The organism is Fibrella aestuarina BUZ 2, from assembly GCF_000331105.1.
In the GTDB taxonomy this organism is placed as follows: Bacteria; Bacteroidota; Bacteroidia; order Cytophagales; family Spirosomataceae; genus Fibrella; species Fibrella aestuarina.
This window is the reverse complement of sequence record NC_020054.1, coordinates 2,594,794-2,615,364: the sequence shown is the minus strand read 5'-3', so window position 1 is coordinate 2,615,364 and position 20,571 is coordinate 2,594,794. Positions and strand designations below refer to the sequence as shown.

General features: G+C 55.4%; 16 protein-coding genes and 2 tRNA genes. 7 read left to right on the top strand and 11 right to left on the bottom strand.

Translation table 11 applies throughout. From position 1 onward, the window contains the following. Positions 1 to 307 precede the first annotated feature (307 nt). From FAES_RS10680 to FAES_RS10660, 5 genes are all read left to right on the top strand, one after another. Complete coding sequence (locus tag FAES_RS10680) at positions 308 to 1,003, top strand: hypothetical protein (RefSeq protein WP_041257757.1); 696 nt, start codon at positions 308 to 310, stop codon at positions 1,001 to 1,003. Between the two features lie 191 nt (positions 1,004 to 1,194). Further along, positions 1,195 to 1,270: transfer RNA gene (locus FAES_RS10675), tRNA-Gly, on the top strand. Positions 1,271 to 1,341: 71 nt separating this feature from the next. After that, positions 1,342 to 1,428 (top strand) — tRNA-Leu (locus FAES_RS10670). Positions 1,429 to 1,524: 96 nt separating this feature from the next. Continuing rightward, positions 1,525 to 4,551 (top strand): tetratricopeptide repeat protein, encoded by a 3,027-nt coding sequence (locus FAES_RS10665; RefSeq protein ID WP_015331221.1) that lies wholly within the window; start codon positions 1,525 to 1,527, stop codon positions 4,549 to 4,551. A 113-nt stretch (positions 4,552 to 4,664) separates the two neighbouring features. Continuing rightward, entirely contained in the window at positions 4,665 to 5,381 is a 717-nt protein-coding gene (locus FAES_RS10660) for an ABC transporter ATP-binding protein (RefSeq protein ID WP_015331220.1), read from the top strand. A 104-nt stretch (positions 5,382 to 5,485) separates the two neighbouring features. Here FAES_RS10660 and secG read toward each other — a convergent pair whose 3' ends face one another. The 7 genes from secG to FAES_RS10625 form a co-directional block, all read right to left on the bottom strand. Next, positions 5,486 to 5,866 (bottom strand): preprotein translocase subunit SecG, encoded by a 381-nt coding sequence (gene secG, locus FAES_RS10655; RefSeq protein ID WP_015331219.1) that lies wholly within the window; start codon positions 5,864 to 5,866, stop codon positions 5,486 to 5,488. A 103-nt stretch (positions 5,867 to 5,969) separates the two neighbouring features. After that, positions 5,970 to 6,842, bottom strand: a complete 873-nt coding sequence (locus FAES_RS10650) for a DUF8458 domain-containing protein (RefSeq protein WP_015331218.1) — start codon at positions 6,840 to 6,842, stop codon at positions 5,970 to 5,972. An 87-nt stretch (positions 6,843 to 6,929) separates the two neighbouring features. Next, a complete protein-coding gene (gene lptE, locus FAES_RS10645; RefSeq protein ID WP_229364457.1) occupies positions 6,930 to 7,373 on the bottom strand; it encodes an LPS assembly lipoprotein LptE in 444 nt (147 codons plus the stop codon). Positions 7,374 to 7,485: 112 nt separating this feature from the next. Beyond that, complete coding sequence (locus tag FAES_RS10640) at positions 7,486 to 8,871, bottom strand: sigma-54 interaction domain-containing protein (protein WP_015331216.1); 1,386 nt, start codon at positions 8,869 to 8,871, stop codon at positions 7,486 to 7,488. A 114-nt stretch (positions 8,872 to 8,985) separates the two neighbouring features. Continuing rightward, on the bottom strand, positions 8,986 to 10,404 hold the full coding sequence (gene miaB, locus FAES_RS10635) for a tRNA (N6-isopentenyl adenosine(37)-C2)-methylthiotransferase MiaB (protein WP_015331215.1): 1,419 nt from the start codon (positions 10,402 to 10,404) through the stop codon (positions 8,986 to 8,988). Between the two features lie 203 nt (positions 10,405 to 10,607). Beyond that, positions 10,608 to 12,224, bottom strand: a complete 1,617-nt coding sequence (locus FAES_RS10630; RefSeq protein ID WP_015331214.1) for a CotH kinase family protein — start codon at positions 12,222 to 12,224, stop codon at positions 10,608 to 10,610. 97 nt (positions 12,225 to 12,321) lie between these two features. Beyond that, the gene (locus FAES_RS10625) at positions 12,322 to 13,527 is read right to left on the bottom strand and encodes a DUF6563 family protein (RefSeq protein WP_015331213.1); all 1,206 of its coding nucleotides are present in this window, start codon (positions 13,525 to 13,527) and stop codon (positions 12,322 to 12,324) included. A gap of 104 nt (positions 13,528 to 13,631) precedes the next feature. Between FAES_RS10625 and FAES_RS10620 the strand changes: the two genes are divergently transcribed. Continuing rightward, a complete protein-coding gene (locus FAES_RS10620) occupies positions 13,632 to 15,275 on the top strand; it encodes an McrB family protein (protein WP_015331212.1) in 1,644 nt (547 codons plus the stop codon). Between the two features lie 38 nt (positions 15,276 to 15,313). On the opposite strand, the gene FAES_RS10615 is transcribed toward FAES_RS10620, so the two are convergent. Next, positions 15,314 to 16,255 (bottom strand): NAD(P)-dependent alcohol dehydrogenase, encoded by a 942-nt coding sequence (locus tag FAES_RS10615; protein WP_015331211.1) that lies wholly within the window; start codon positions 16,253 to 16,255, stop codon positions 15,314 to 15,316. 249 nt (positions 16,256 to 16,504) lie between these two features. Here FAES_RS10615 and FAES_RS10610 point away from each other — a divergent pair, with 249 nt between their 5' ends. Continuing rightward, positions 16,505 to 17,005: a cupin domain-containing protein gene (locus FAES_RS10610; RefSeq protein ID WP_015331210.1), complete on the top strand. Its 501-nt coding sequence runs from the start codon at positions 16,505 to 16,507 to the stop codon at positions 17,003 to 17,005. Between the two features lie 8 nt (positions 17,006 to 17,013). Here FAES_RS10610 and FAES_RS10605 read toward each other — a convergent pair whose 3' ends face one another. The 3 genes from FAES_RS10605 to sufB all read right to left on the bottom strand — a co-directional run bounded on the left by FAES_RS10605 (position 17,014) and on the right by sufB (position 20,485). After that, positions 17,014 to 17,994 carry a helix-turn-helix domain-containing protein gene (locus FAES_RS10605; RefSeq protein ID WP_015331209.1) on the bottom strand — a complete coding sequence of 327 codons (981 nt, stop codon included), beginning with the start codon at positions 17,992 to 17,994 and terminating at the stop codon, positions 17,014 to 17,016. Positions 17,995 to 18,448: 454 nt separating this feature from the next. Beyond that, the gene (locus tag FAES_RS10600) at positions 18,449 to 18,922 is read right to left on the bottom strand and encodes a hypothetical protein (protein ID WP_041257753.1); all 474 of its coding nucleotides are present in this window, start codon (positions 18,920 to 18,922) and stop codon (positions 18,449 to 18,451) included. Between the two features lie 69 nt (positions 18,923 to 18,991). Beyond that, complete coding sequence (sufB, locus tag FAES_RS10595; RefSeq protein ID WP_015331206.1) at positions 18,992 to 20,485, bottom strand: Fe-S cluster assembly protein SufB; 1,494 nt, start codon at positions 20,483 to 20,485, stop codon at positions 18,992 to 18,994. Positions 20,486 to 20,571 lie beyond the last annotated feature (86 nt).

The following is a 20,571-nucleotide window of genomic DNA, read 5'->3' as shown; positions in this document are numbered from 1 at the left end:
TGCTGTACCAAGCACAGAACAACAGGCACGCCAAACCAATAAACTACTGATTATCAACAAGCTAAAATCACTTACATGTCCGCATACGGACAGTTACTTTCATATACGGACATCGTCTTACCTGCACTATACAACAGATCAACCAGTGATAATTTGTATGACTATATCCCTACCTTCCGTTCGAAACGCTACCTCCCTATCGCTACTTGCCGTCTGCCTGACGACCTGTACAGCAAGTTTGGCCACGTCCGTTCCGCCGTTAGCTTCACCTGACCATCCAACCGACACACTGGCTCACCCAAGGCCGATGGAGACTCATACCCTACAGGTTGGCGTGGCAGTGGGTGTCACCCAACTTTTTGGCGATTTGTCATCACCTGATCTCAAGCCCGCCGTCGGTGTCACGCTGACCTACCCCATCAGTCGCACCTTTGGTTTTCAACTGCTGGGCGATCTGGGAACACTGGGCGCGCAACAGCAGGCTTTTTACAACACCCAGGCGCAAACCCGCTTTACCCAGGCTAGCATTGGGGCTTCGGTGAATTTGTCGGAACTGATCAACCGCAAAACCCGGCAACAACGGCCTGAGCAGGCGCGCAACCATTTGTCGGTTTACCTCACCTACGGCCTGATTTTCTTCAATGCCACCGCCTATTCGCTCAGTGACGGCTCCGTTCAACGGCTGACCAATGGCCCCGGCAGCCACCGCACGGCTAGTGATAATTATACGGCCAAAGGCGTAGCGGGCGTAACCCAAACGCACGAAGTTGTGGTTCCGCTTGGGCTGCGATACTGTGCGCCTCTTTCCCGCAGCCTGAGCCTGACAGTCGACCTACGCTACAACGTCGTTCATACCGACAAACTCGACGCTACTTTCGACCATGACAACAGTACGATCAAGACCCTCAACGGTGGTGATATCTTCGGGCCCATCCCGAGTGGTAATAGTCTCGATGCATGGGGAGCCTTGTCGGTAGGCCTTGCGTATCGCCTTCAAAAATGAGGTGGTTTAACCTTTTTCGGGACGGCTGCCCTCGTTTTTTTTCTAAAATAGTGCTTTCGGAATGAGCCACTTACCAACACGGTCTACTTTTTTTAGCCGCTTTTTTCGCCCAGCCTCTTGACAAACGCTGCGAAACCCCCTACTTTTGCATCATCAAAATCGCTGACGGCCACAAGCCAACAACGAAAAACGCGAAAGTAGCTCAGCTGGTAGAGCGCGACCTTGCCAAGGTCGAGGTCGCGGGTTCGAACCCCGTCTTTCGCTCCACAGAAATGGCACCGAACCCCGGTGCTTTTTTTGTATCAGGTGGTTCAGACTGAACCCCTATTCGTTGACTTGCCGGGATGGCGGAATAGGTAGACGCGCAGGACTTAAAATCCTGTGAGCCGTAAAAGCTCGTGCGGGTTCGATCCCCGCTCCCGGTACATTTCAATACACAAAAAGCACTGCTGGTCAGTGCTTTTTGTGTTTATAACCCAAACGACGTTTACGATTTTTATTGTCAGTTTCGTTCATAGTGTATGTCATTGATTTTCTGGAAGAACTGGACTTTACCCAACCGGCTAACGTACCTGACCGGGTTGGGGGTATTACTCTTGTCTCTTGGCTGGTTTGGGTTCACCTGGTATCGGGGCTTGACTAACGTGGTCCGATGGCAGGTACTGAGTGAACTCGTTGGCCTGCCCACCTCGCTCTACACCGTAACGGATGGCCTGCTCACATACCCCATACCGGGGCAGGTGCAGGCCGTCATGGGGCAGTTTATGGCCTCGCCCATGCAGGTGTACCCGCTCGTAGCTACCGGCACCCTCGTTGGGTTGTGCGGGGCCATGGCGTTGTTATTGGCGGGCGTCTGTCGGCTCCCCACGCTCCTGTACCGGATCAGCATGGGTCTGTTTATCCTGTTTCTTGCCGTTTGCCGCTTCGACATTCTGACGCTGCCGGGTTTCCTGGGCAAGTGGCTGTTCCTCATCCTGACAATCACCTTCGGGGGAACCAGCTATTATTTTCACGCCTTCCGGACTGGTACTTCCTTCGCCATTCGCACAGGCGTATTTCTGGGCCTGATCGGCCTAACGGCCCTCGGCATCGGTAGCGTGGCCGGAGCAACGTACCCAGCGCAACTGCTGGTCAGCTACGCATTACCGGGCCTGCTCGTCCTGAGCATTTCGTTTATCGTCCTGATCGCGATCGAGCCGATCGCCGCGATGGTCTGGCTAACGAGCGTACGCCGCTCCGACGCCTCCGTTGGGTCCGACAAACCGTTGGGCTTGTACAATTTCCTGTTGATCAGCGTCCTGTATCTGGTCAACCTCCTCCTGATCTGGCTTAAAAATACGCGCACCATCGACTGGGATATCCTGACGATCAGCCCGTTCCTTATCATCATCGTGTCGATTGGGCTGGGCGTCTGGGGGTTTCGTCGGTTGCTCGATCAACAGGAGCGCGTATCGTTTGCTAACGCGGGCGCGGGTATCTACCTCGGCGGGGCCACACTGACGCTGCTCACGATAGCCTATGCCTTCGCAACAGCCAACGACCCACTCATCGAGGTTTTCGAAGATGCCATCGTGTATAGCCACTTTGCCATGGGCATCGGCATGACGCTCTACGTGGCGCTGAACTTCTGGCCCATCTACCAGCAGCAGCTACCCGTTCACCGGGTGTTATACAAAGCCAGACTGGCCGATCTGCCCCTTTTCCGACTGGCGGGCATCGTGGGTATCGTCGGCATGGTGGCGGGTGGCAATTATTTTGTGTTCCGGCAGGGACAGGCCGCACTGGAGTCGGCCATCGCCGACGCCTATATGGCCGAACAGCAGCCCGACTTGGCCCAGACCTTCTACCAACAATCGCTGGGGCATGAGTTTCTGCAACATAAGGCCAACTACGCCCTGGCGTCGATGGCGCTCCTCCGAAACGATCAGACCACGGCGGCCCAGTTTCTGACGCAGTCGCTGCAAAAACAGCCTTCACCCCAGGCCTACGCCGCCCTCAGCGATACGTATCGGCAAACCAACCTGTTTTTCGAGGCCATCAAAACCCTGCAACGGGGCATTCGGGCGTTTCCGAACAGTGGCGAGCTACGGACCAATCTGGGCTATCTGTATGGCAAAACGGCCATCGCCGACTCGGCCTATTATTACCTGCAATCGGCCGTTGATCTGACCAACCAGGATGCCGTGCCGTTGGCCAATCTGATGGGTGTTTATGCCAAAAATCCGCAGATTCTGGCAGCCGACTCCACGCTGGCCCAACAAATCGAACCCCGCACCGACCCGGCTTTTACGGCCAACGCACTGGCGCTCCGGCTGGTCATGAAACGTACCCCTGCTGGCGATTCGTCGGACGTACCCAACGTACCCAGTTGGCTCACCAACCTGAAAGCCGGGCAGGCGCTGGATGCCGGGCAATTTGCCAGCCTGTATAATTACGCGCTGGCCACACCCCGGCCCGATACGCTCCTCGTCAACCAGCTTCAGCAGGCAGCGCTGAACCCGGCCAATCAGGAGGTCACCGACGAATTGCTGCTGGCCACGGCGCTGGCGCGGTATAAGGCGAATCAGCACCCCGAAGCGTTCGACCTGTTGACCCAACTGGCTGAAAACGACGCCCGCAAACGCACTGCTTACCGCACGACACTCGGTCTGCTGGAACTGGAACAGGGCCTGAACCGGCAGGCGGCCGAAACATTTGCCCTCAACTCGCTCGACACGCTGTCGATGCTGTATCGGGCGGTGGCGCTGACCAAAACCGGTAATCTGGTGGCGGCTCAACCCCTTTGGCAAACGGCCACCCGGCAGGATGCCACGATGCGCGGCGTCGCCGAAACGCTGTATGGCCAGAAACAACCGGTAACCGATCTGGAAAAAGCGTTCTACGTATCGTTCCGACCCGACGACGCCAACCGAGGCCGGGTTTGGGAAACCATCCGCGATACCAATCTGAAAACGGTAGCCGGCGCCTTTCTGATCGACACGTACCTGGCGACGCGGCAGTATTTCTACGCCCAGATGATCCTGAGCCAAATGGGGGAACCCAAAGGGCTCTCGGCGTTTGCCCGGTCGACGGAAAACCTGTCGGCGGTGAAGATTGCGGCGTTCCGGCAGAAAGTAACCGCGACCGATTCGCTGGCAAAAACGTTTTTTGTTCCGGCGCATCAGGGCCTGATCGCCGCACTACGCGGTCAGGTCTTTGCCAAAGCCAAACGCCTGCCCGACGCTCAGCAAGCCTATACGACTGCGCTTCAGTTGGCCCCCGCCAACGCGGCCGTTGTTGCCGAAGCAGCTAATTTCCTACGGACCAACAAGCAGGTGAAACCGGCCTATAATGCCGTTCTACGGGCGTTGGCGGTCAGCGAAAACGACCCCGCCCTGCTGAAAAGCTACGTGCTGCTCTGCGCCGACCAAAGCCTGTTCGACTACGCGGAGCAAGGCTTGGTCAAGCTCAACTTTGCCACTACGCCCGCCGACTATCAGGCATTCGAGGCGGCTTATCAGCAAAAAATTACGGCGGTCGAAAACCAGCGTCAACGGTTTACAAACTGAGGTAGTTTTAACAGTTTTCAAGTTGGGCGTTTTCGGTGGTAACTGACTACCTAATCGCCCAGAAACCCTGCCACTGAAAACGCCCAACCTGAAACCTGCGAACTGGTTTGTCTATGAACATCATTGAAACCCGCGCCATTGCCAAACGTTACGTAATGGGTAGCGAAGTGGTTGAAGCCCTCAAGTCCATCACCATTGCTGTCCAGAAAGGCGAGTATGTCGCGTTCATGGGCCCTTCAGGTTCGGGCAAATCGACACTGATGAACATTGTGGGTTGCCTCGATTCGCCCACGTCGGGGCAGTACATCCTCAACAGCCAGGATGTGAGCAATATGACGGAGAACGAACTGGCTGAAGTGCGCAACAAGGAGATTGGGTTCGTGTTTCAGACGTTCAACCTGCTCCCCCGCCAGACCTCGCTCGAAAACGTGGCGTTGCCACTTATCTACGCGGGCCTGAGCAAAGCCGACCGAACGGAAAAAGCGATGATCGCGCTGAAAAACGTGGGACTGGAAAACCGCGCCGGCCACCGGCCCAACGAGTTGAGTGGTGGGCAGCGGCAACGGGTGGCGGTGGCCCGCGCGCTCGTCAACGACCCAAGCATCCTGCTCGCCGATGAACCGACGGGTAACCTCGACACCAAAACGTCGTATGAGATCATGGACCTGTTCGACCAAATCCACTCGAAAGGCAACACGGTCATCATGGTGACGCACGAAGAAGACATCGCCGAATACGCCCACCGCATTGTCAGGCTTCGCGACGGACTGGTTGAAACCGACCGGGCCAACGAGCACATCCGGAAAGCCCGGGCCTTTATGCAGGCCTAATCTGAAAGAGCGAAAGAGATAAACAGCGAAAGAGTGGCTTACGCAGGTGTAATCGTGCGTAAGCCACTCTTTCGCTGTTTATCTCTTTCGCTCTTTTGGAAGGTCTACGGACGGAGTGCCGACTGCGAATTGCCCGGAGCGGCCGCCGGTGCCTGAGCCGGGGCGGGGCGTTGTTGCGACGGAGCCGGTGCTGCGCTCGGTAGCGTGCGGGTAGCGGCGCGCTCGGCGTTAACACTGTTGAAATTGGCCGTGCCGGTTTTGTCAACCAGAGCATACGACGCCAGCGCGAGCACCATCACGGCAGCACCCAGGCCCCACGTAATCTGCTCCACGACGTCGGTGGTTTTCTTTACGCCCATCAACTGGTTTGAGCCAAGCCCGCCCAGTTCACCAGACAACCCACCGCCTTTCGAATTTTGAATCAGGACTACCAGCACCAGCAGGACAGTCAGAATGCACACTAAAACAATAATTGTCGTTACCATGAATACAGTTAAAAAAGTCGTCTGTTTCCAGCTGTTGGTCGATAGCCTGCAAATCGTGTGCCGATTGAACCTATAGACAAATTGACCGAAAACTCGTGTTTAGTCAGCGTTTCGCCACAGGCTGTTCCTCGTTCCGACTTGTTGTCAATTCGCTGATTTTGGCCGCAAAATACGCAGATTTTTCTGGATTTTTCAAGGCCAGCTTCTCATATATCTCGATGGCCTTGTCGTATTTCCCCTGCCGACAGAGGATTTTGGCGAAACTCTCGGTGACCAGCCCGCCACCCAGTGCCGTGGGCTGGCTGCGCTGACTGAGGTCTTCCTGTTCGGCGGGCTCGCCGAGCCGGCCGCGAACGGGTGCAATGCGGGGTTCGTTCCGGATAAAGTTTTCGATAATCTCCAACTGCCGTTTGCGGTCTTCGTCGATCTGCCGCTGTTGGGCCAGCTGTTGGTCTTCTTCCAGGGCCTGTTGTTCGTCGAGGGCCAGATCGGCCTGTATCGCTTCTTCGGCCAGCGTAGGGTCGTCAACGGGTGGGCGGAAGGCCGTATCGACCACCATACCCGATTCGTTAAAGGCAATGCGGGGCATTTGAATCAGCGGCATTTGCCAGCCGTTGGTACCAACCGCTTTGTTGCGAAACAGCGCGTAGCTTTCGTGTTGGTAGTCGTCGGGGATGGGTACCTGCCGCGAGGCTAATTCATTTAATTTCAGCAGCAGATTGGTCGACCACTGAAATTCATTATCGATTAATTTACGCAGGGCGTTCCGGCTGAGCGCGTAGGCCGCGGCCCGGCGCACGTATGGTACGGTTTGCCCTTTTTGATGAATGGAGGCGGCTTTGGCCGCCAGGGTATACAGCGACTGACAATAGGGATAGGCGTCGAGGTTCTCCTGCAGCTGCTGAAAATCAGCGGTTGTCAGGTCTTCAGGATGCGTGACCCAATAGGAAAACGTTTCTTTGTCAATGGGCATCATGAACGGATTGGTGTCAGCAGTTTAGCGAATCTACGACCAACTAGGCCGAAAGCTACAGACAGGTTCAGATTAATTTTAGGTAACCGGCTACCAGTCGGCGGCGGTTTTGTTGAATACGTCGAGTACCAGCTGATCGAGAATTTCGGGCACCAGTCGGCCTTCGTTTTGGCTTAGGGTCTGGTTCTGCGGAAAATCCTTGTAAAACGAAAACGCCTGATCGAAGCTCTTGGTGTCGTCTTTCGTGTTGGTGAAACGTACCTGAATCGTGATCTGAAGTCGGTTGAGGCCAGCCTGATCGCTGGCAGTGGGTGCCACCGGGATCAGGTCGTAACCGGTGATGGTGCCTTCCAGGGCCATATCGCCGCCCGTTGGCAGCACCTTCAGGTTGGTATAGCGCTGGTAATATTCCTTCAGTTTTTCGGTCAAGGTGAGCGGCAGGTTGGCCGGACCACCCGCCGTTTGCAGCGTGAAGTTATTGACCGTCACCGACTTGATATCGGGCGACAGCGTCGTTCCTGAAAACGAATACACGCCGCAGGATTGAATGAATAATGCACAATGTATAATGCACAATGCAGCGAGTAGTCGACGCATTTGCAGCATCCATCCATTATACATTATCCATTTTACATCATTCATTCCCTTACTCTTCATCAATCTCATATTGCTTGATTTTGCGGTACAGCGTCCGTTCCGAAATACCGAGCGCCTGGGCCGCGTACTTGCGTTTGTTGTTATTGCGGCGTAAGGCCTTCACAATCATCTCTTTCTCCTTCTTCTCCAGCGACAGCGAATCGTCTTCTTCGGTTTCGTGCGACACGTCCTCAACTGTGGTCTCGTTGATGTCGCGGTCGGTATCGTCGATCACCTGCACCGCTGGGTGGCCGTACTCCGTCTCATACTCATCCGACAGGTCGGCTACGTCGGTGTGGCCAGGTACGTTGCCGTTGGTACGGGTGCCATCGGGCAACAACCGGGCATAGTTGGGCTCGCGCTGAGGGTCACCATAGTTAGCACTCTCCTCTCGGCTGACCGACTCAAACAGATCGCGGTGTTTGTGCAGCACCTGCGGCCCGTAGGCTTCATTGCTGAGCACGTCGCGCACCAGTTTTTTCAGCTCCGTCATGTCGCGGCGCATGTCGAACAGCACTTTGTAGAGTAGTTCGCGCTCCGAGAACGTCTCGGGGCCACCCGCGCCCGGGCCGGTCAGGGCCATCGTGGGTACGTTGGTTTGCGGCCGGGGCAGGTATTTGGCCAGCGTTTCGGCATCGATCGCCCGGTTCTGCTCCGATTCGAGAATCGAAATCTGCTCGGCCAGATTTTTCAGTTGACGGATATTCCCCGGAAACGGGTACGTCAGCAACCGGCGTTTGGCATCCTCGGTGAGTTGCACGGGGTTAATGCGGTAGCGCTCGGCAAAGTCGGTCGTGAACTTACGAAACAGCAGATCGATGTCGGTACCGCGCTCGCGCAGGGGTGGTACGTAGATCGGTACGGTGTTGAGCCGGTAGTACAAATCCTCCCGGAAACGCCCTTTCTCAACCGCCGCCAGCAGGTTTACGTTGGTAGCGGCCACCACACGCACGTCGGTTTTCTGCACCTTCGACGACCCCACCCGGATAAACTCGCCGTTCTCCAGCACGCGCAACAGACGAGCCTGCGTGCCCATGGGCATCTCCCCGATTTCGTCCAGAAAGATGGTGCCGCCGTTGGTGGTCTCGAAATAGCCTTTGCGCTGATCAACCGCCCCCGTAAACGACCCTTTTTCGTGCCCGAACAGCTCCGAGTCGATCGTGCCTTCGGGGATCGCCCCGCAGTTGATGGCAATGAACTGACCGTGTTTGCGGGCACTCAGACTATGTATAATTTTTGAAAACGACTCTTTACCGCTGCCGCTTTCGCCCGTAATCAGCACCGTCAGGTCCGTCGACGCGACCTGCGTGGCTACGCTGATGGCGTAGTTCAGCGCGGGCGCATTGCCAATGATCCCGAAGCGATTCTTTACAGACTGTATTTCCCGATTATCCATTCAATGACCGTTTTCAGTCGTCAGTCTTCAGCTTTCAGTGGCTCCGCCAGGCAAGAAAACCGTACGCAGCAGAACGACCAGAAACTGAAAACGGAGAACTAGCCAACTAAAAACTTAAACCACCTGTCCCAGCAGCGTGGCCGCCGTGCAGTCGGTGACCAGTACGTTTACGTAGTCGCCTTTCTGGTGCTGCCCACGAGGGAACACAACCACTTTGTTCTGGTCGTTGCGGCCAAACAGATCGTCGTCTGACCGTTTGCTGGTGCCTTCCACCAGCACGCGCTGCACCTGCCCGATATGGCGTTGATTGCGCTCAAGCGAGAGGCGCTGTTGCAGGGCGATAATCTCGTTCAGGCGGCGCTTTTTCACGTCCTCAGGTACGTCGTCTTTGTATTTTTTCGCTGCCATCGTGCCGGGCCGTTCCGAATAGGCAAACATGTAGCCGTAGTCGTAGCGGGCATATTCCATCAGCGACAGCGTATCGCGGTGCTCGTCTTCGGTTTCGGTGCAGAAGCCCGAAATCATATCGTGCGAAATGCCGCAGTCGTCGCCCAGAATAGCCCGGATACGGTCGATTTTCTCGATGTACCACTCGCGCGTGTAGGTCCGGTTCATCAGTTCCAAGATCCGGGTGTTGCCGCTTTGAGCCGGCAGGTGTATGTAGTTGCAGATGTTATCAAACCGCGCCATCGTATGCAGCACCTCGTCGGTGATGTCCTTGGGGTGCGAGGTCGAGAAACGTACTCGCAGATCGGGATTGATCAGCGCGACGCGTTCCAGCAGATTGGCAAAGTTGACAAACTCGCCCTGCTCGCTCGTCCACTTATAGCTATCCACGTTCTGCCCCAGCAGCGTAACCTCCTTGTAGCCATCGGCAAAGAGCTGTTCGGCTTCGCGGACGATGCTGTGCGGATCGCGGCTGCGTTCGCGGCCACGTGTGAAGGGTACCACGCAGAAACTGCACATATTGTCGCAGCCCCGCATGATCGAGATGAAGGCCGTAACCCCGTTGGAGTTGAGCCGGATCGGCGCAATGTCGGCGTAGGTTTCTTCGCGCGACAGAAACACGTTGACCGCTTTCTGTCCCGTTTCGGCCTCTTCCACCAGCTTCGGAATATCGCGGTAGGCATCGGGGCCCGCCACGATATCAACGATTTTCTCTTCCTCCAATAGCTTGGTTTTCAGTCGCTCAGCCATACAGCCCAGCATACCTACCATCAGCTCGGGTTTCTTTTTCTTGAGCGTGTTGAGCTGCTTCAGCCGGTTGCGTACCTTCTGCTCGGCGTTGTCGCGGATGGCGCAGGTATTCAGGAAAATCAGGTCGGCGTCTTCGGCGGTCGAGGTTGTGGCAAACCCGGCGTTGCGCATCACGGCGGCCACAATCTCCGAGTCGGAGAAGTTCATCTGACAGCCGTAACTTTCAATGTATAGCCGCTTCTTTCCGTCGACGAGTTCATCAACGGAGGTGCGGGGTAAATCGACCGCTTCTTTGTCGTCGGCCGATAGGATGGTCAATTCAGCAATGCGTTCCATAGCGTACTTCTTAGCCGCAAAGGTACGAAGAATCTACGCAACGGGCTGACAGAATGTCAGGGGAGCGGTGCTAAAAAAGGTTAAAGGGCGGGGAGCGGGGGCGAAGGGCAGGGATAGTAGGGGTAGCTGGGTACGTTGCTTACAGTAGGTCACCAACGCTTACTTCCCTGCCATCCCTGCCCCTTGCCCATTACCCCTCTCCCCTACTCCCGCACCAACACTTTCGATACGGGGCCGGTCGGTGTGTTGATGCGCAGCACGTAGGGGCCTGCACCGCCGAAGGCGCCTGCACTGAGTTTATGCGTGAACGTACCTGACGGCTGGTTGGGGAACACGAACGTACCGGCCGACCGGCCTTCGGTGGTCGTCAGCGTCAGGGTTACGTCGCCTGCTTGCGGCATGGGTAAGCTCACCAGCACGTCACCCACCGACGGATTTGGCCCCACCGATGCCGCTATGGGTTCGGTGGCCAGCGGCAATTGCCCGAAGGATTCGATGTTGCCATCCATCCAGGCCAGCCGCTGTCCGATCCAGTCTTTCAGAAAGTTGACCTCACTTTGGTACGTCGGCCCAACGTACGCGTTTGGCCAGACGTACACACCGATGACCGGCCACTTCACGAAATTGCGGGTGCGGGCGTCGGTGAGGACGTTGGCCGTCGAATCGACAAACGCGCCCAGCCGTTGCGGCGTCAGCACGGTTTGCCGGAGCGCTTTGTACTTTTCTTTCACTTTCTTGCCAAATGCCAGGTCAGAGAGCATCCGTTTCCACCAGAACGGAAGTTGGAATTGGTCGCCTGGGCAGACAATGTCATGATCGAACGCCCACCCCCTGACACTGTTGCCTTCACAGTATTCGGCGTTACCGTAAGTAAGGTTATAGTCCCAGATGGGGCCCATCACCAGTTTGGGGTTCTTGCTGTCGCGGTCTTTGTAGAAATACGCGCTTAGCCGGTAGGCGTCCACGTTCTTGCAAATTTCACTCAACAACAAATAATCGATAAATGACTCTTCGTCGGCAAATTTCCGCCAGCCGTTGGTGGGATCGGTGTAGTTGAGGCCGCTTAGGGCATCCTCGAAATCGGTAACGTATTTTTTGATGTACTGAAACTGCTCGTCGGCTAGATCTTCAGGCTTTGGCCGGTCAATCTGGATATCGAGCGCCCGCCTGAACAGCCCCGCGCCATACGGCGACCGCCATGACCGCGACGAGCTACCACTGGTCTTATCGATTTTCAGGATATACCCGCCCGTAACGGCATCGCCCGAGATATCCGTTTTCTTGATGCTGGTGATATTGACGCGGTTTTTGTCGCGTTTGAGGCGTTCCATCATCAGGTAGATGCCCATGTATTGCCCGTTGAGCGTGACTTCGCAATACCGAAACCGCGAGGCGTAATACTTGCTCATCTTGCGGTAGAAGTCGTAGGTGAGCGCTTCGCGGATCAACGTTTTGTCGTTGTAAACGGCGTTGAGCACCCAGTCGCTTTCCGACGGCATCCCCAACACCGATTGCGCCAGCGAGTTCTCGCCCGTCGCGTCGCGCAGTTCGATCCCGTACGCTTTTTTGGGAAACAGTTGCGACGACGACCCGCGGAGCTCGATGCCGATGTTGCTGGTGAACGTCGGCTTGTCGGTCAGGGTATTGGTTTTGCCCACGCCGTTGTCGATGATCTGCATCGTGGCGGCAATCTTCGGGTCATCGGCAATGACGGCTCCTTTCGTATCGATCAGCACAATCGGCAGGTTCGATGCCGTAAACGACTGGCAATGAACGCCTAGCGATGATACTAGTAAAAAGGCAAGTAACAGTCGATTCATAGTGGTGTTCCAGTAAAAGCGGGTAACTAACCTACAAATAACAAACCCACCCCGGCTTTACCCAATGCCGGGGTGGGTTTCAGCCAATTACTGGCGGTTACCGTTGCGCCTGTAGCTTCAGCTCCTGATTGTGACGAACCATGAACTCGTAAATCGTGTCCGATTTCTTAGCTTTTTCGGCGGTTTCGTACTCGGCAAGTAGTGCGGGCGTATCCGCCAGAATTGCCCGGAGCACCTCGGGCGTAACCTGCATTAGTTTACCCGTTCGGGTGTCGATAGCGATGCAGTCGCGGTAATTGGTGGCGGCAGCGGCAATCAGCCCACCTACGAGTCCGGCCGCCCCAACGGCAGCGGCGTTGGTAGACCGCTCAGACATAGTCACGTAGTTGCCCCGCCACAGCAGGTAGGGGCCAACGTCCAGCACCCGGGTGTATACCGCCCGATTTCCACCATACTGGCTCGTGTTGATGTAGAGCTCACCCGCCGAACAGAAACCCAAAAAACGATACCGGCTGCGTCGTTTATCAGGTCGAATCAGGCTAGTCGTTTCTTTGCGGGAAACGGTTTCAAGCGCCCCGATCAGGGCGGGCCGGTTCCGGATCAGGTCCTCTTCGTTCAGGTAAATTCCTTCCCGTTTCTGTTTGCACGTGAGTAAATTATCCTCCGGAGTCAGTTCGGCGGCATAGCGGGCAGTATCCAGCTTCATGTCGACGGCGGCCTTGCGCATCGCCTCCTCGTGATCATCCAGGTAGTTGGGCCGTTTAGCCGGATCATTGAGGTACGCATTCATCTGCCCGATCGCTCGTAGCAGTTGCTCGGCAATGTTGCCACCCCGGCCAAAGCCGCCCGTGGCGGTTTCGATGGTCGCTTTGTAGAACGGAACGTACCGGCGGGCACTATCCTGCTGGAAAAACGTCAGCTCGGCTTCCAGTTCATAGCCCTGCGTGGGGTCTTCCAGGTATGTGAGTTGATCAATCCGCAAGTGAACAGACCGCTGTGTGGGTCTGAAGCTGGGAAAGTGGGTGAAGAGCCACTGCTCAATGCCTTTTGACACACCATTTTTCAGGTAGGCCGGCTGCATATCACCGAGCATGGGCCGGTATACGGTACCGATAGCTGCCGTATCCGGAAACGTAGTGTAAACCGAATCGATATAAAAGAGCCGCTGGGGATCGTTATCGGCGACCTTCGCCGGGGGTAGACTAATTTTGACTCCCTTTTGAGCCAGGACCTCTCCCGGCAAGAGGCTACCTAGTAATCCGACGATTAAGAGCAGTGTACCTGTCACTGACGTGCTGCGCATGGCAAAAGCTGATGAGTTTAGTTCTGCACTTTATCGGCTTAGCTAGACATAGGTAGGGTTTTCAGGCAGGCTTTGCCAAAATTTTGTATCTTTAAGTCACTACAATGATTGCTGAACGCCCTTCCCAAACCCTGATCGACCGCATCCGCGACATTGGCCAACCCGAGGCCGTCCGGCGTTTTTTCGCGTTGTTGAAAGAACTCATCGACATTGTCAACCTGCCCAACGGCGACCCCCGGCTGGCGTTTTCGGTGCGGAAAGACCGGAAATCCATTTCGGCCGATGTCAATTTCTTTCTGGCGTTGCGGCTGCACAAACCCCGCACCGGCGAGGCCGAATACTGGCTCACCATCAAACGGTCCGATCAGGACAAGCTCAAAAAACTGACCGAGATCGACGTGGCGCCCATTACCGAAAAAGCCGATTATGTCTCGGTGATTGTGGGGCAGTCGAGTGCGCATTTGCTCCACCATCAGACGCTGCGCCGCTGCTGGGAAGACTGCCTGCTCGAACTGCTCGAAACCCCCAAACGCGGCCCGCACGTCGCCCGGCACAATACCGACATTTATGAGGCGGCCGAAAATGAAGGCTTCCTGAGCGATCTACTGCGGCTGGCCGACAATCCGGACCTTTCCTACGACGCCATCCGCACGGCTACCGCGCCCGCCGAAGTGGCCGAGGCCGAAGCCGGGTACGTCGCCAACAAGCCCACGTTTCCCAAAAACCTCATTCTGTACGGCCCGCCGGGCACGGGCAAGACGTACCTGGCTCGGCAACTGGCTCAGCCCTACCCCACCGACGTGGTGACGTTTCACCCGTCGTATGGCTACGAAGAATTTGTGGAGGGAATCCGGCCCGAAGCCGTGGGTAACCAGGTAACGTACAAAGTCAGAAAAGGCATTTTCTACAAAGCCTGCGTGTCGGCCGTCCAACTGGCGGGCTATGCCACGCTGGCCGATTGCCTCAACGATCAGCCCGAACAGCGGCAACGCCGACTGGCCAACGCCCCTACGCAGGTGCTGCTGATCGACGAAATTAACCGGGCCAATATCGCCAAGGTGCTGGGCGACCTGATTGCCCTGCTGGAAGACGCCAAACGCCTCGGCGCCCCCGACGAGCTGTGGCTGACGCTCCCTTATTCGCAGGAACGCTTTGGTATTCCACTCAACCTGCACATCATCGGCACCATGAACACCGCCGACCGCAGCATCGCCCTGCTCGATATTGCCCTCCGCCGCCGGTTCAATTTCCGGGAGATGGGGCCACAGTATGACGGGTTGGGCGGCACGCAGCCCGGTACGTCGGCAAATCCAGGTACGTTGGAGGCAGGCGTCGAGCTGGGTACGTTGCTGCGCACGATGAACGAGCGTATTGAATACCTCTTTGACCGCGACCACCTCATCGGCCACGCTTACCTGCTGGGCGTTCAGACCCACGACGACCTCTGCCTCACGTTCCGCGACAAACTGATTCCGCTGTTGCAGGAATACTTCTACGACGACTGGCGGCGTATTCAACTGGTACTGGGCGACAACCGGGCCTGGGGCAAAACGCCCGATCAACGCCTTATCTGGGTAAAAAAGCAGTATTCGGCCCCGATGGAACGCGACCTCTTCGGCGAATCGCCTGACGACCGGCCCGACGTGGTCACCTACGAACTGAACCCGCACCTGGTAGCCGGCGAGTTCGACAAAATCCCGACCGAAGCCTTCACGCGGATTTACACAAAGCGCGACGCAGTCAATTGATGGTAAATTACAGGCGGTTTCCAGCCGCGAGGCTGGCTTTAGTCCATAACAATCACCGATTTCCCAATCCCTTTACCCCGACGAGCTTCCCTGTAGGCTTCCTGAACGTTGGCGAGTGCGTAGGTCTTGTCCAGCACAATCTGTAGGCCGTCTTCAGCCAGCTTCGTGAGCGTAGAAAAACCGGTAGCGGTGGGTTTCAAGATCAGAATCTTGTGTTTTTTCCCGGAAAACAGGTTGTTGACAAACGAAGACAGCAACGACACTGGCGAAGGAAGCGTGCTGACAAAAACGGCCCGGGGTTTCATCAGGCGCTTGGCCTCCGCGAAGGGAAGCTTCGTAGACAGGTCGATAACCACGTCGAACCGCTGATTTAGCTGGTCGAGGCGCTGCTTCGTATAGTCGATTACGGTGTCCGCCCCCCATGCCGTTACCGCCGCAACGCCTTTCGTGCTGACAACCGCCGTGACCCTGGCGCCGCGTTTTTTGGCGATCTGCACGGCAAATACGCCAACCCCGCCGGTAGCGCCGTTGATCAACACCTCCTGATTAGCCTTGACGGCAGCCAGTTGATCAATGATCTGGATGGCCGATAGCCCGGTTACAGGCAGGGCGGCGGCCTGCTCAAAGGAGGTATTTGCCGGTTTCGGTGCCACATCGGTCGCTTTTACAACAATATAATCGGCCAGGGCCCCGCCTTTGAAGGCGTCTAGTAAGCCCATGACCGGGTCACCAACCGTATACTGCGTGATCGCGCTGCCAGTTTGTTCGACCAGACCCGCGAAATCGATGCCTACCGATTTCGGAAATTTGGACCCCGACATCAATGTCATTTCGCCGCCATATACTTTCCAATCCAGTGGGTTGATGGAAACTGCTTTTACCCGGATCAGCAGTTGATCTTTCTCGATACTGGGTACTGCCTGCTCGGTCAGTTGGAGCACGCTTTCATCGCCAAATTGGCTATACATTACTTGTCTCATTGCCGTGTGTTTTATTGATTACGCAGCAAAGGTGAACGCTTTTGTAAGGCAGAAATAGCGCAAAAAGTCAGAAAAATAGTCGTATCCGACTGGCCAGGCGAATCCAGATACTCACCGGATATATGAACGCGGTTAGTCCTTATAAGCTACCAGAACCGGCTTGTCCGATACGACTGATTTCCGGTCTTATCGGAATATTTTTCGCTAGAAGCCTGCCTGAACTTTGTGGCCTGATTAACTCAAATCACAATGGAAACTCAAAAAAAGCAGCCTATCACGATAGGCCCCGGCGCAGGCGAGAGTGTTTCGGTAGGCGGTAGCACGTACCGAATTCTGGTTAGCGGTAACGATACCGCGGGCGCGTTCGCCACCATTGACATGCTCGTTCCACCCGGCGGCGGCCCCGGACCACATGCTCATGCGGATTTTGACGAATCGTTTTACGTGATCGACGGCGAAATTGACGTCAAATCCGAGCTTGGCAACTACGTAGCGACCAAAGGGTCATTTATCACCATCCCCAAAGGGGGCGTGGTGCACGGCTTCAAGAACAAGACCAACCAAACGGCGCATCTGTTGTGCACGGTGGTACCGGCCGGCCTGGAAATGTTGTTCGAGGAAATTGGCCAACCCGTTGCGCACGGGCAGTTTTTGCCCCCGCCCGTGCTGGATGCGCCTACCATAAAACGACTCCAGGGAATTGCCGAAAAACACGGGCAACAGGTCTTCCCGCCCGACTACCTGGGGTAAGCAGCCCGCTACGAATACGAGTACCGCTTGGGGTTGAGCCCGTAATGCTTCTCGAACACCCGGCTGAAATGGCTCAGGTTGGAAAAGCCCAGCTCGTAGCCTACCTCACCGACAGCATGTTTGCCTTGTTTCAGCAGAAAGGCGGCTTCTTCCATCCGGGCCTGCTGGTAATAATTGTAGATCGTGGCGCCAAACGTTTGCTTGAAAAGCTGCTTGAGCTTGGTCTCACTCATAGCAGCTACCTGCGCCAGGTCGCGGATGACAGGCGGGACGCTCAGGTCGCGGATGACCTCATTGCGTATGTGCAAAAGGCGCTCCACATCGGCGCTGTTGATGGTTTGGTGGGCCGTGTTTTCCCGCAACGACAATTTGTGAAAAACCAGGTAGAGCAATTCCTGTACCTTGATCTGCATGTAGAACTGACTCAGGCGATCCGTCATGTCGACGGCGGCCAGGTTCTTCAGCAGTAACTTGGTCTGCGCTTCCATACGCTCGAAGAACAGAAAGGAATTGCCACTACCGGTAATGGTTTGCAGGACCGAGTTAGGCTCGCTGACAGCCAGCAGTTCGGTTAACCGGGCGGGCGTTATGGCCACCACCACATAGTGAATCTGTTGATGGGCGGGGAAACGAATGGTCGAGCTGAGGTCGTTGGACGTCACCTGAATGGCCGACTCATCACGCTGCGAGAACAGCACCTGCGGATCATCATTATAGGCGATCTCGAGGGCTTGCTCGTTGCTGTAAAAAAAGAGGGTGATCAGGTCGTTTCCCTGCCCGGAGGCAGTGCGTTTGAGGACGAAATCCTCCTTGAGCACGTAACGGTGTATCGTAATCTTGAAATCCTGCCCGAAGGTTACTTTACGGATGTATCCCTGCCCTAGCGAATCAGGTATCACGAGCAGCCCATGCTGTACCGTTGCCTGGATGTGCCGGGCAAAGTACGTCATGAAATCAAAGTCGGGTGTTGCCGTAAAGCTGAATAGCATAACGAGATGGTACTAATCTAGCGCGCCTGAACGGTTTTAGGTTCATCAATACTGGTACAGTGCCAATTTCTAGATGCCGTAGTCGCCGGTGGGTATTCGGATATAGTACTCCTGTTTTCGCAAATGCGGAATCGAGTACACCAGCATTATCGTCGTGATAACTAAAGGCAACATCAGCCGCAAAAGAAAGTGAGCGCGCGAGATTCAGTACAACTGGAAACTACAACAAATTTAAGGAACACATCAACTTTGAGTGCTCACCACTGTCCATCCCAGTAATCACTAGGCTTCATTCGACGGCGTTGAAATGACGAAAAAAGCTCCACGGGGCCATCGACAAATAACGGTTTTTGTACGCTGGGTTCGTAAACATCCTGAATACCGTGAAACTTCCAACGTACCCAATGACCGTCACTGTTCATGTAAGGTGTTTCATAGTCAGCTGCGTAAGCTCTTACCGTTCCTCCGCAATTTCTCTAGTCTTCGCTTTCACCAGTACGAGTTGCTCATCAACGCTTGTCAAGCCTTGTTTCCGCCCTTCAATCTGGATGATGAACTGTAGTTTCAGGCACCAATAAGTCACGGGCTTACGAATTTTTCGCCTTCGCCCTGGAGACGTTCGACGTACGATTACATGGTTCACGCCGGGATAGGCAGCAATGCGATCGAGTTGCGCTAGCGTCGTCGTCATGTCAACCTGATATCCCTTACGCTGTATAACGTACACTTCAATTCGACAGTCAGTAATTAATTGCCTGGCCACAAGGTTGCGCTGGTATTCGGCCTCTTCTCTACGCTGTTCAGGATCCCTTATCTTCCTTAATGCAACCGTGTCGTTATCGATACTAACGCTGATTTCAACCGCTACTTGATCCGGTTCCGTATCAGCTGGAATTTCCCAATCGTCAAGGCCTAGTATCATCTGCATGCAGAAGTGTTAAATAAAAAGCCCCTGCAAATTTGCAGGGGCTTCAATATAACCAAATGTATGCCCGATCTATCCAACTGATCCTTCGAGGCTGATTTCGAGCAGCTTCTGGGCTTCAACGGCAAACTCCATCGGGAGCTGGTTGAGCACTTCTTTAGCGTAGCCGTTGATGATCAACGCAACCGCCTGCTCAGTGGGGATACCACGCTGATTGCAGTAGAATAATTGATCTTCACCAATCTTCGAGGTTGTGGCTTCGTGCTCGACGGTGGCGGTGGGGTTTTTCACCTCGATGTACGGGAACGTATGCGCACCGCACTTATCGCCCAGCAACAGCGAGTCGCACTGGGAGAAGTTGCGGGCTCCTTCGGCGCGTTTCATCACTTCCACCAAACCCCGGTACGAGTTTTGGCTTTTACCCGCCGAAATCCCTTTCGACACGATCCGGCTCTTGGTGTTCTTGCCGATGTGGATCATTTTGGTACCCGTATCAGCCTGCTGCATGTTGTTGGTAACAGCCACCGAATAGAACTCACCGATCGAATTGTCGCCTTTTAGAATCACCGAAGGGTACTTCCAGGTGATCGACGAGCCGGTTTCAACCTGCGTCCACGATATTTTGGCGTTGGTGCCACAAATACCGCGCTTGGTCACGAAGTTGTAGATACCGCCACGGCCTTCTTTGTCGCCGGGGTACCAGTTCTGCACCGTCGAGTACTTGATTTCGGCATTGTCCTGCGCGATCAGTTCAACGCAGGCGGCGTGAAGCTGATTTTCGTCGCGCATGGGGGCCGTACACCCTTCGAGGTAACTTACGTAGCTGCCTTCGTCGGCCACGATCAGCGTCCGTTCAAACTGCCCCGTGCCCGCCGCGTTGATGCGGAAGTAGGTCGACAGTTCCATCGGGCAACGTACTCCTTTGGGGATGTAGCAGAACGAACCATCCGAGAAAACGGCGGCGTTGAGCGCGGCGAAGTAGTTGTCTTTCGCCGGAATCACCGAGCCGAGGTATTTCTTCACCAGTTCGGGATGCTCGTGAACGGCTTCCGAAATCGACGAGAAAATAATGCCTTTGGCGGCCAGTTCCTTTTTGAACGTCGTAGCGACCGATACCGAGTCCATCACGGCGTCGACGGCCACCTGCGGGCGCTCGATAGGGTTACCATTCGCATCGACGGGTTCGTCGATCACCCCGGAAAGGCGCTTCTGTTCCGACAGCGAAATACCCAGCCGCTCAAACGTCCGGCGCAGTTCGGGGTCGATTTCGTCGAGCGAACCAACCGTCTTCTGCTGCTTCGGTGCCGAGTAGTACTTGATGTCCTGGTAATCGATTCTCGGGTATTTGACGTTCGGCCAATGCGGTTCCTCCATCGTCTGCCACAAGCGAAACGCGTTCAGGCGCCACTCGAGCAGCCATTCGGGTTCGTTTTTCTTCGCGGAGATGAAGCGTACAATATCTTCGTTCAGCCCTTTGGGAGCTTCATCCGCTTCAATTAGGGTCTCAAACCCGTACTTGTACTCGGCGTTGGTGATGCTCTCTAAGAGTTCAACTTCTTTGCTCATGTTAAGTCGGCGATTGCCAATGAGAGCGGCTGCAACGCAAAACGCCCTCCTCGTTGTTTAAGAACTTATCTTACAAAATTAACAAA

What these genes read in the sequence shown, in the direction of transcription:
- FAES_RS10680 (WP_041257757.1), top strand. Translation starts at nt 308, where the DNA reads ATGGAGACTCATACCCTACAGGTTGGCGTGGCAGTGGGTGTCACCCAA.
- FAES_RS10665 (WP_015331221.1), top strand. Translation starts at nt 1,525, where the DNA reads ATGTCATTGATTTTCTGGAAGAACTGGACTTTACCCAACCGGCTAACG.
- FAES_RS10660 (WP_015331220.1), top strand. Translation starts at nt 4,665, where the DNA reads ATGAACATCATTGAAACCCGCGCCATTGCCAAACGTTACGTAATGGGT.
- secG (WP_015331219.1), bottom strand. Translation starts at nt 5,866, where the DNA reads ATGGTAACGACAATTATTGTTTTAGTGTGCATTCTGACTGTCCTGCTG.
- FAES_RS10650 (WP_015331218.1), bottom strand. Translation starts at nt 6,842, where the DNA reads ATGATGCCCATTGACAAAGAAACGTTTTCCTATTGGGTCACGCATCCT.
- FAES_RS10640 (WP_015331216.1), bottom strand. Translation starts at nt 8,871, where the DNA reads ATGGATAATCGGGAAATACAGTCTGTAAAGAATCGCTTCGGGATCATT.
- miaB (WP_015331215.1), bottom strand. Translation starts at nt 10,404, where the DNA reads ATGGAACGCATTGCTGAATTGACCATCCTATCGGCCGACGACAAAGAA.
- FAES_RS10630 (WP_015331214.1), bottom strand. Translation starts at nt 12,224, where the DNA reads ATGAATCGACTGTTACTTGCCTTTTTACTAGTATCATCGCTAGGCGTT.
- FAES_RS10625 (WP_015331213.1), bottom strand. Translation starts at nt 13,527, where the DNA reads ATGCGCAGCACGTCAGTGACAGGTACACTGCTCTTAATCGTCGGATTA.
- FAES_RS10620 (WP_015331212.1), top strand. Translation starts at nt 13,632, where the DNA reads ATGATTGCTGAACGCCCTTCCCAAACCCTGATCGACCGCATCCGCGAC.
- FAES_RS10615 (WP_015331211.1), bottom strand. Translation starts at nt 16,255, where the DNA reads ATGAGACAAGTAATGTATAGCCAATTTGGCGATGAAAGCGTGCTCCAA.
- FAES_RS10610 (WP_015331210.1), top strand. Translation starts at nt 16,505, where the DNA reads ATGGAAACTCAAAAAAAGCAGCCTATCACGATAGGCCCCGGCGCAGGC.
- FAES_RS10605 (WP_015331209.1), bottom strand. Translation starts at nt 17,994, where the DNA reads ATGCTATTCAGCTTTACGGCAACACCCGACTTTGATTTCATGACGTAC.
- FAES_RS10600 (WP_041257753.1), bottom strand. Translation starts at nt 18,922, where the DNA reads ATGCAGATGATACTAGGCCTTGACGATTGGGAAATTCCAGCTGATACG.
- sufB (WP_015331206.1), bottom strand. Translation starts at nt 20,485, where the DNA reads ATGAGCAAAGAAGTTGAACTCTTAGAGAGCATCACCAACGCCGAGTAC.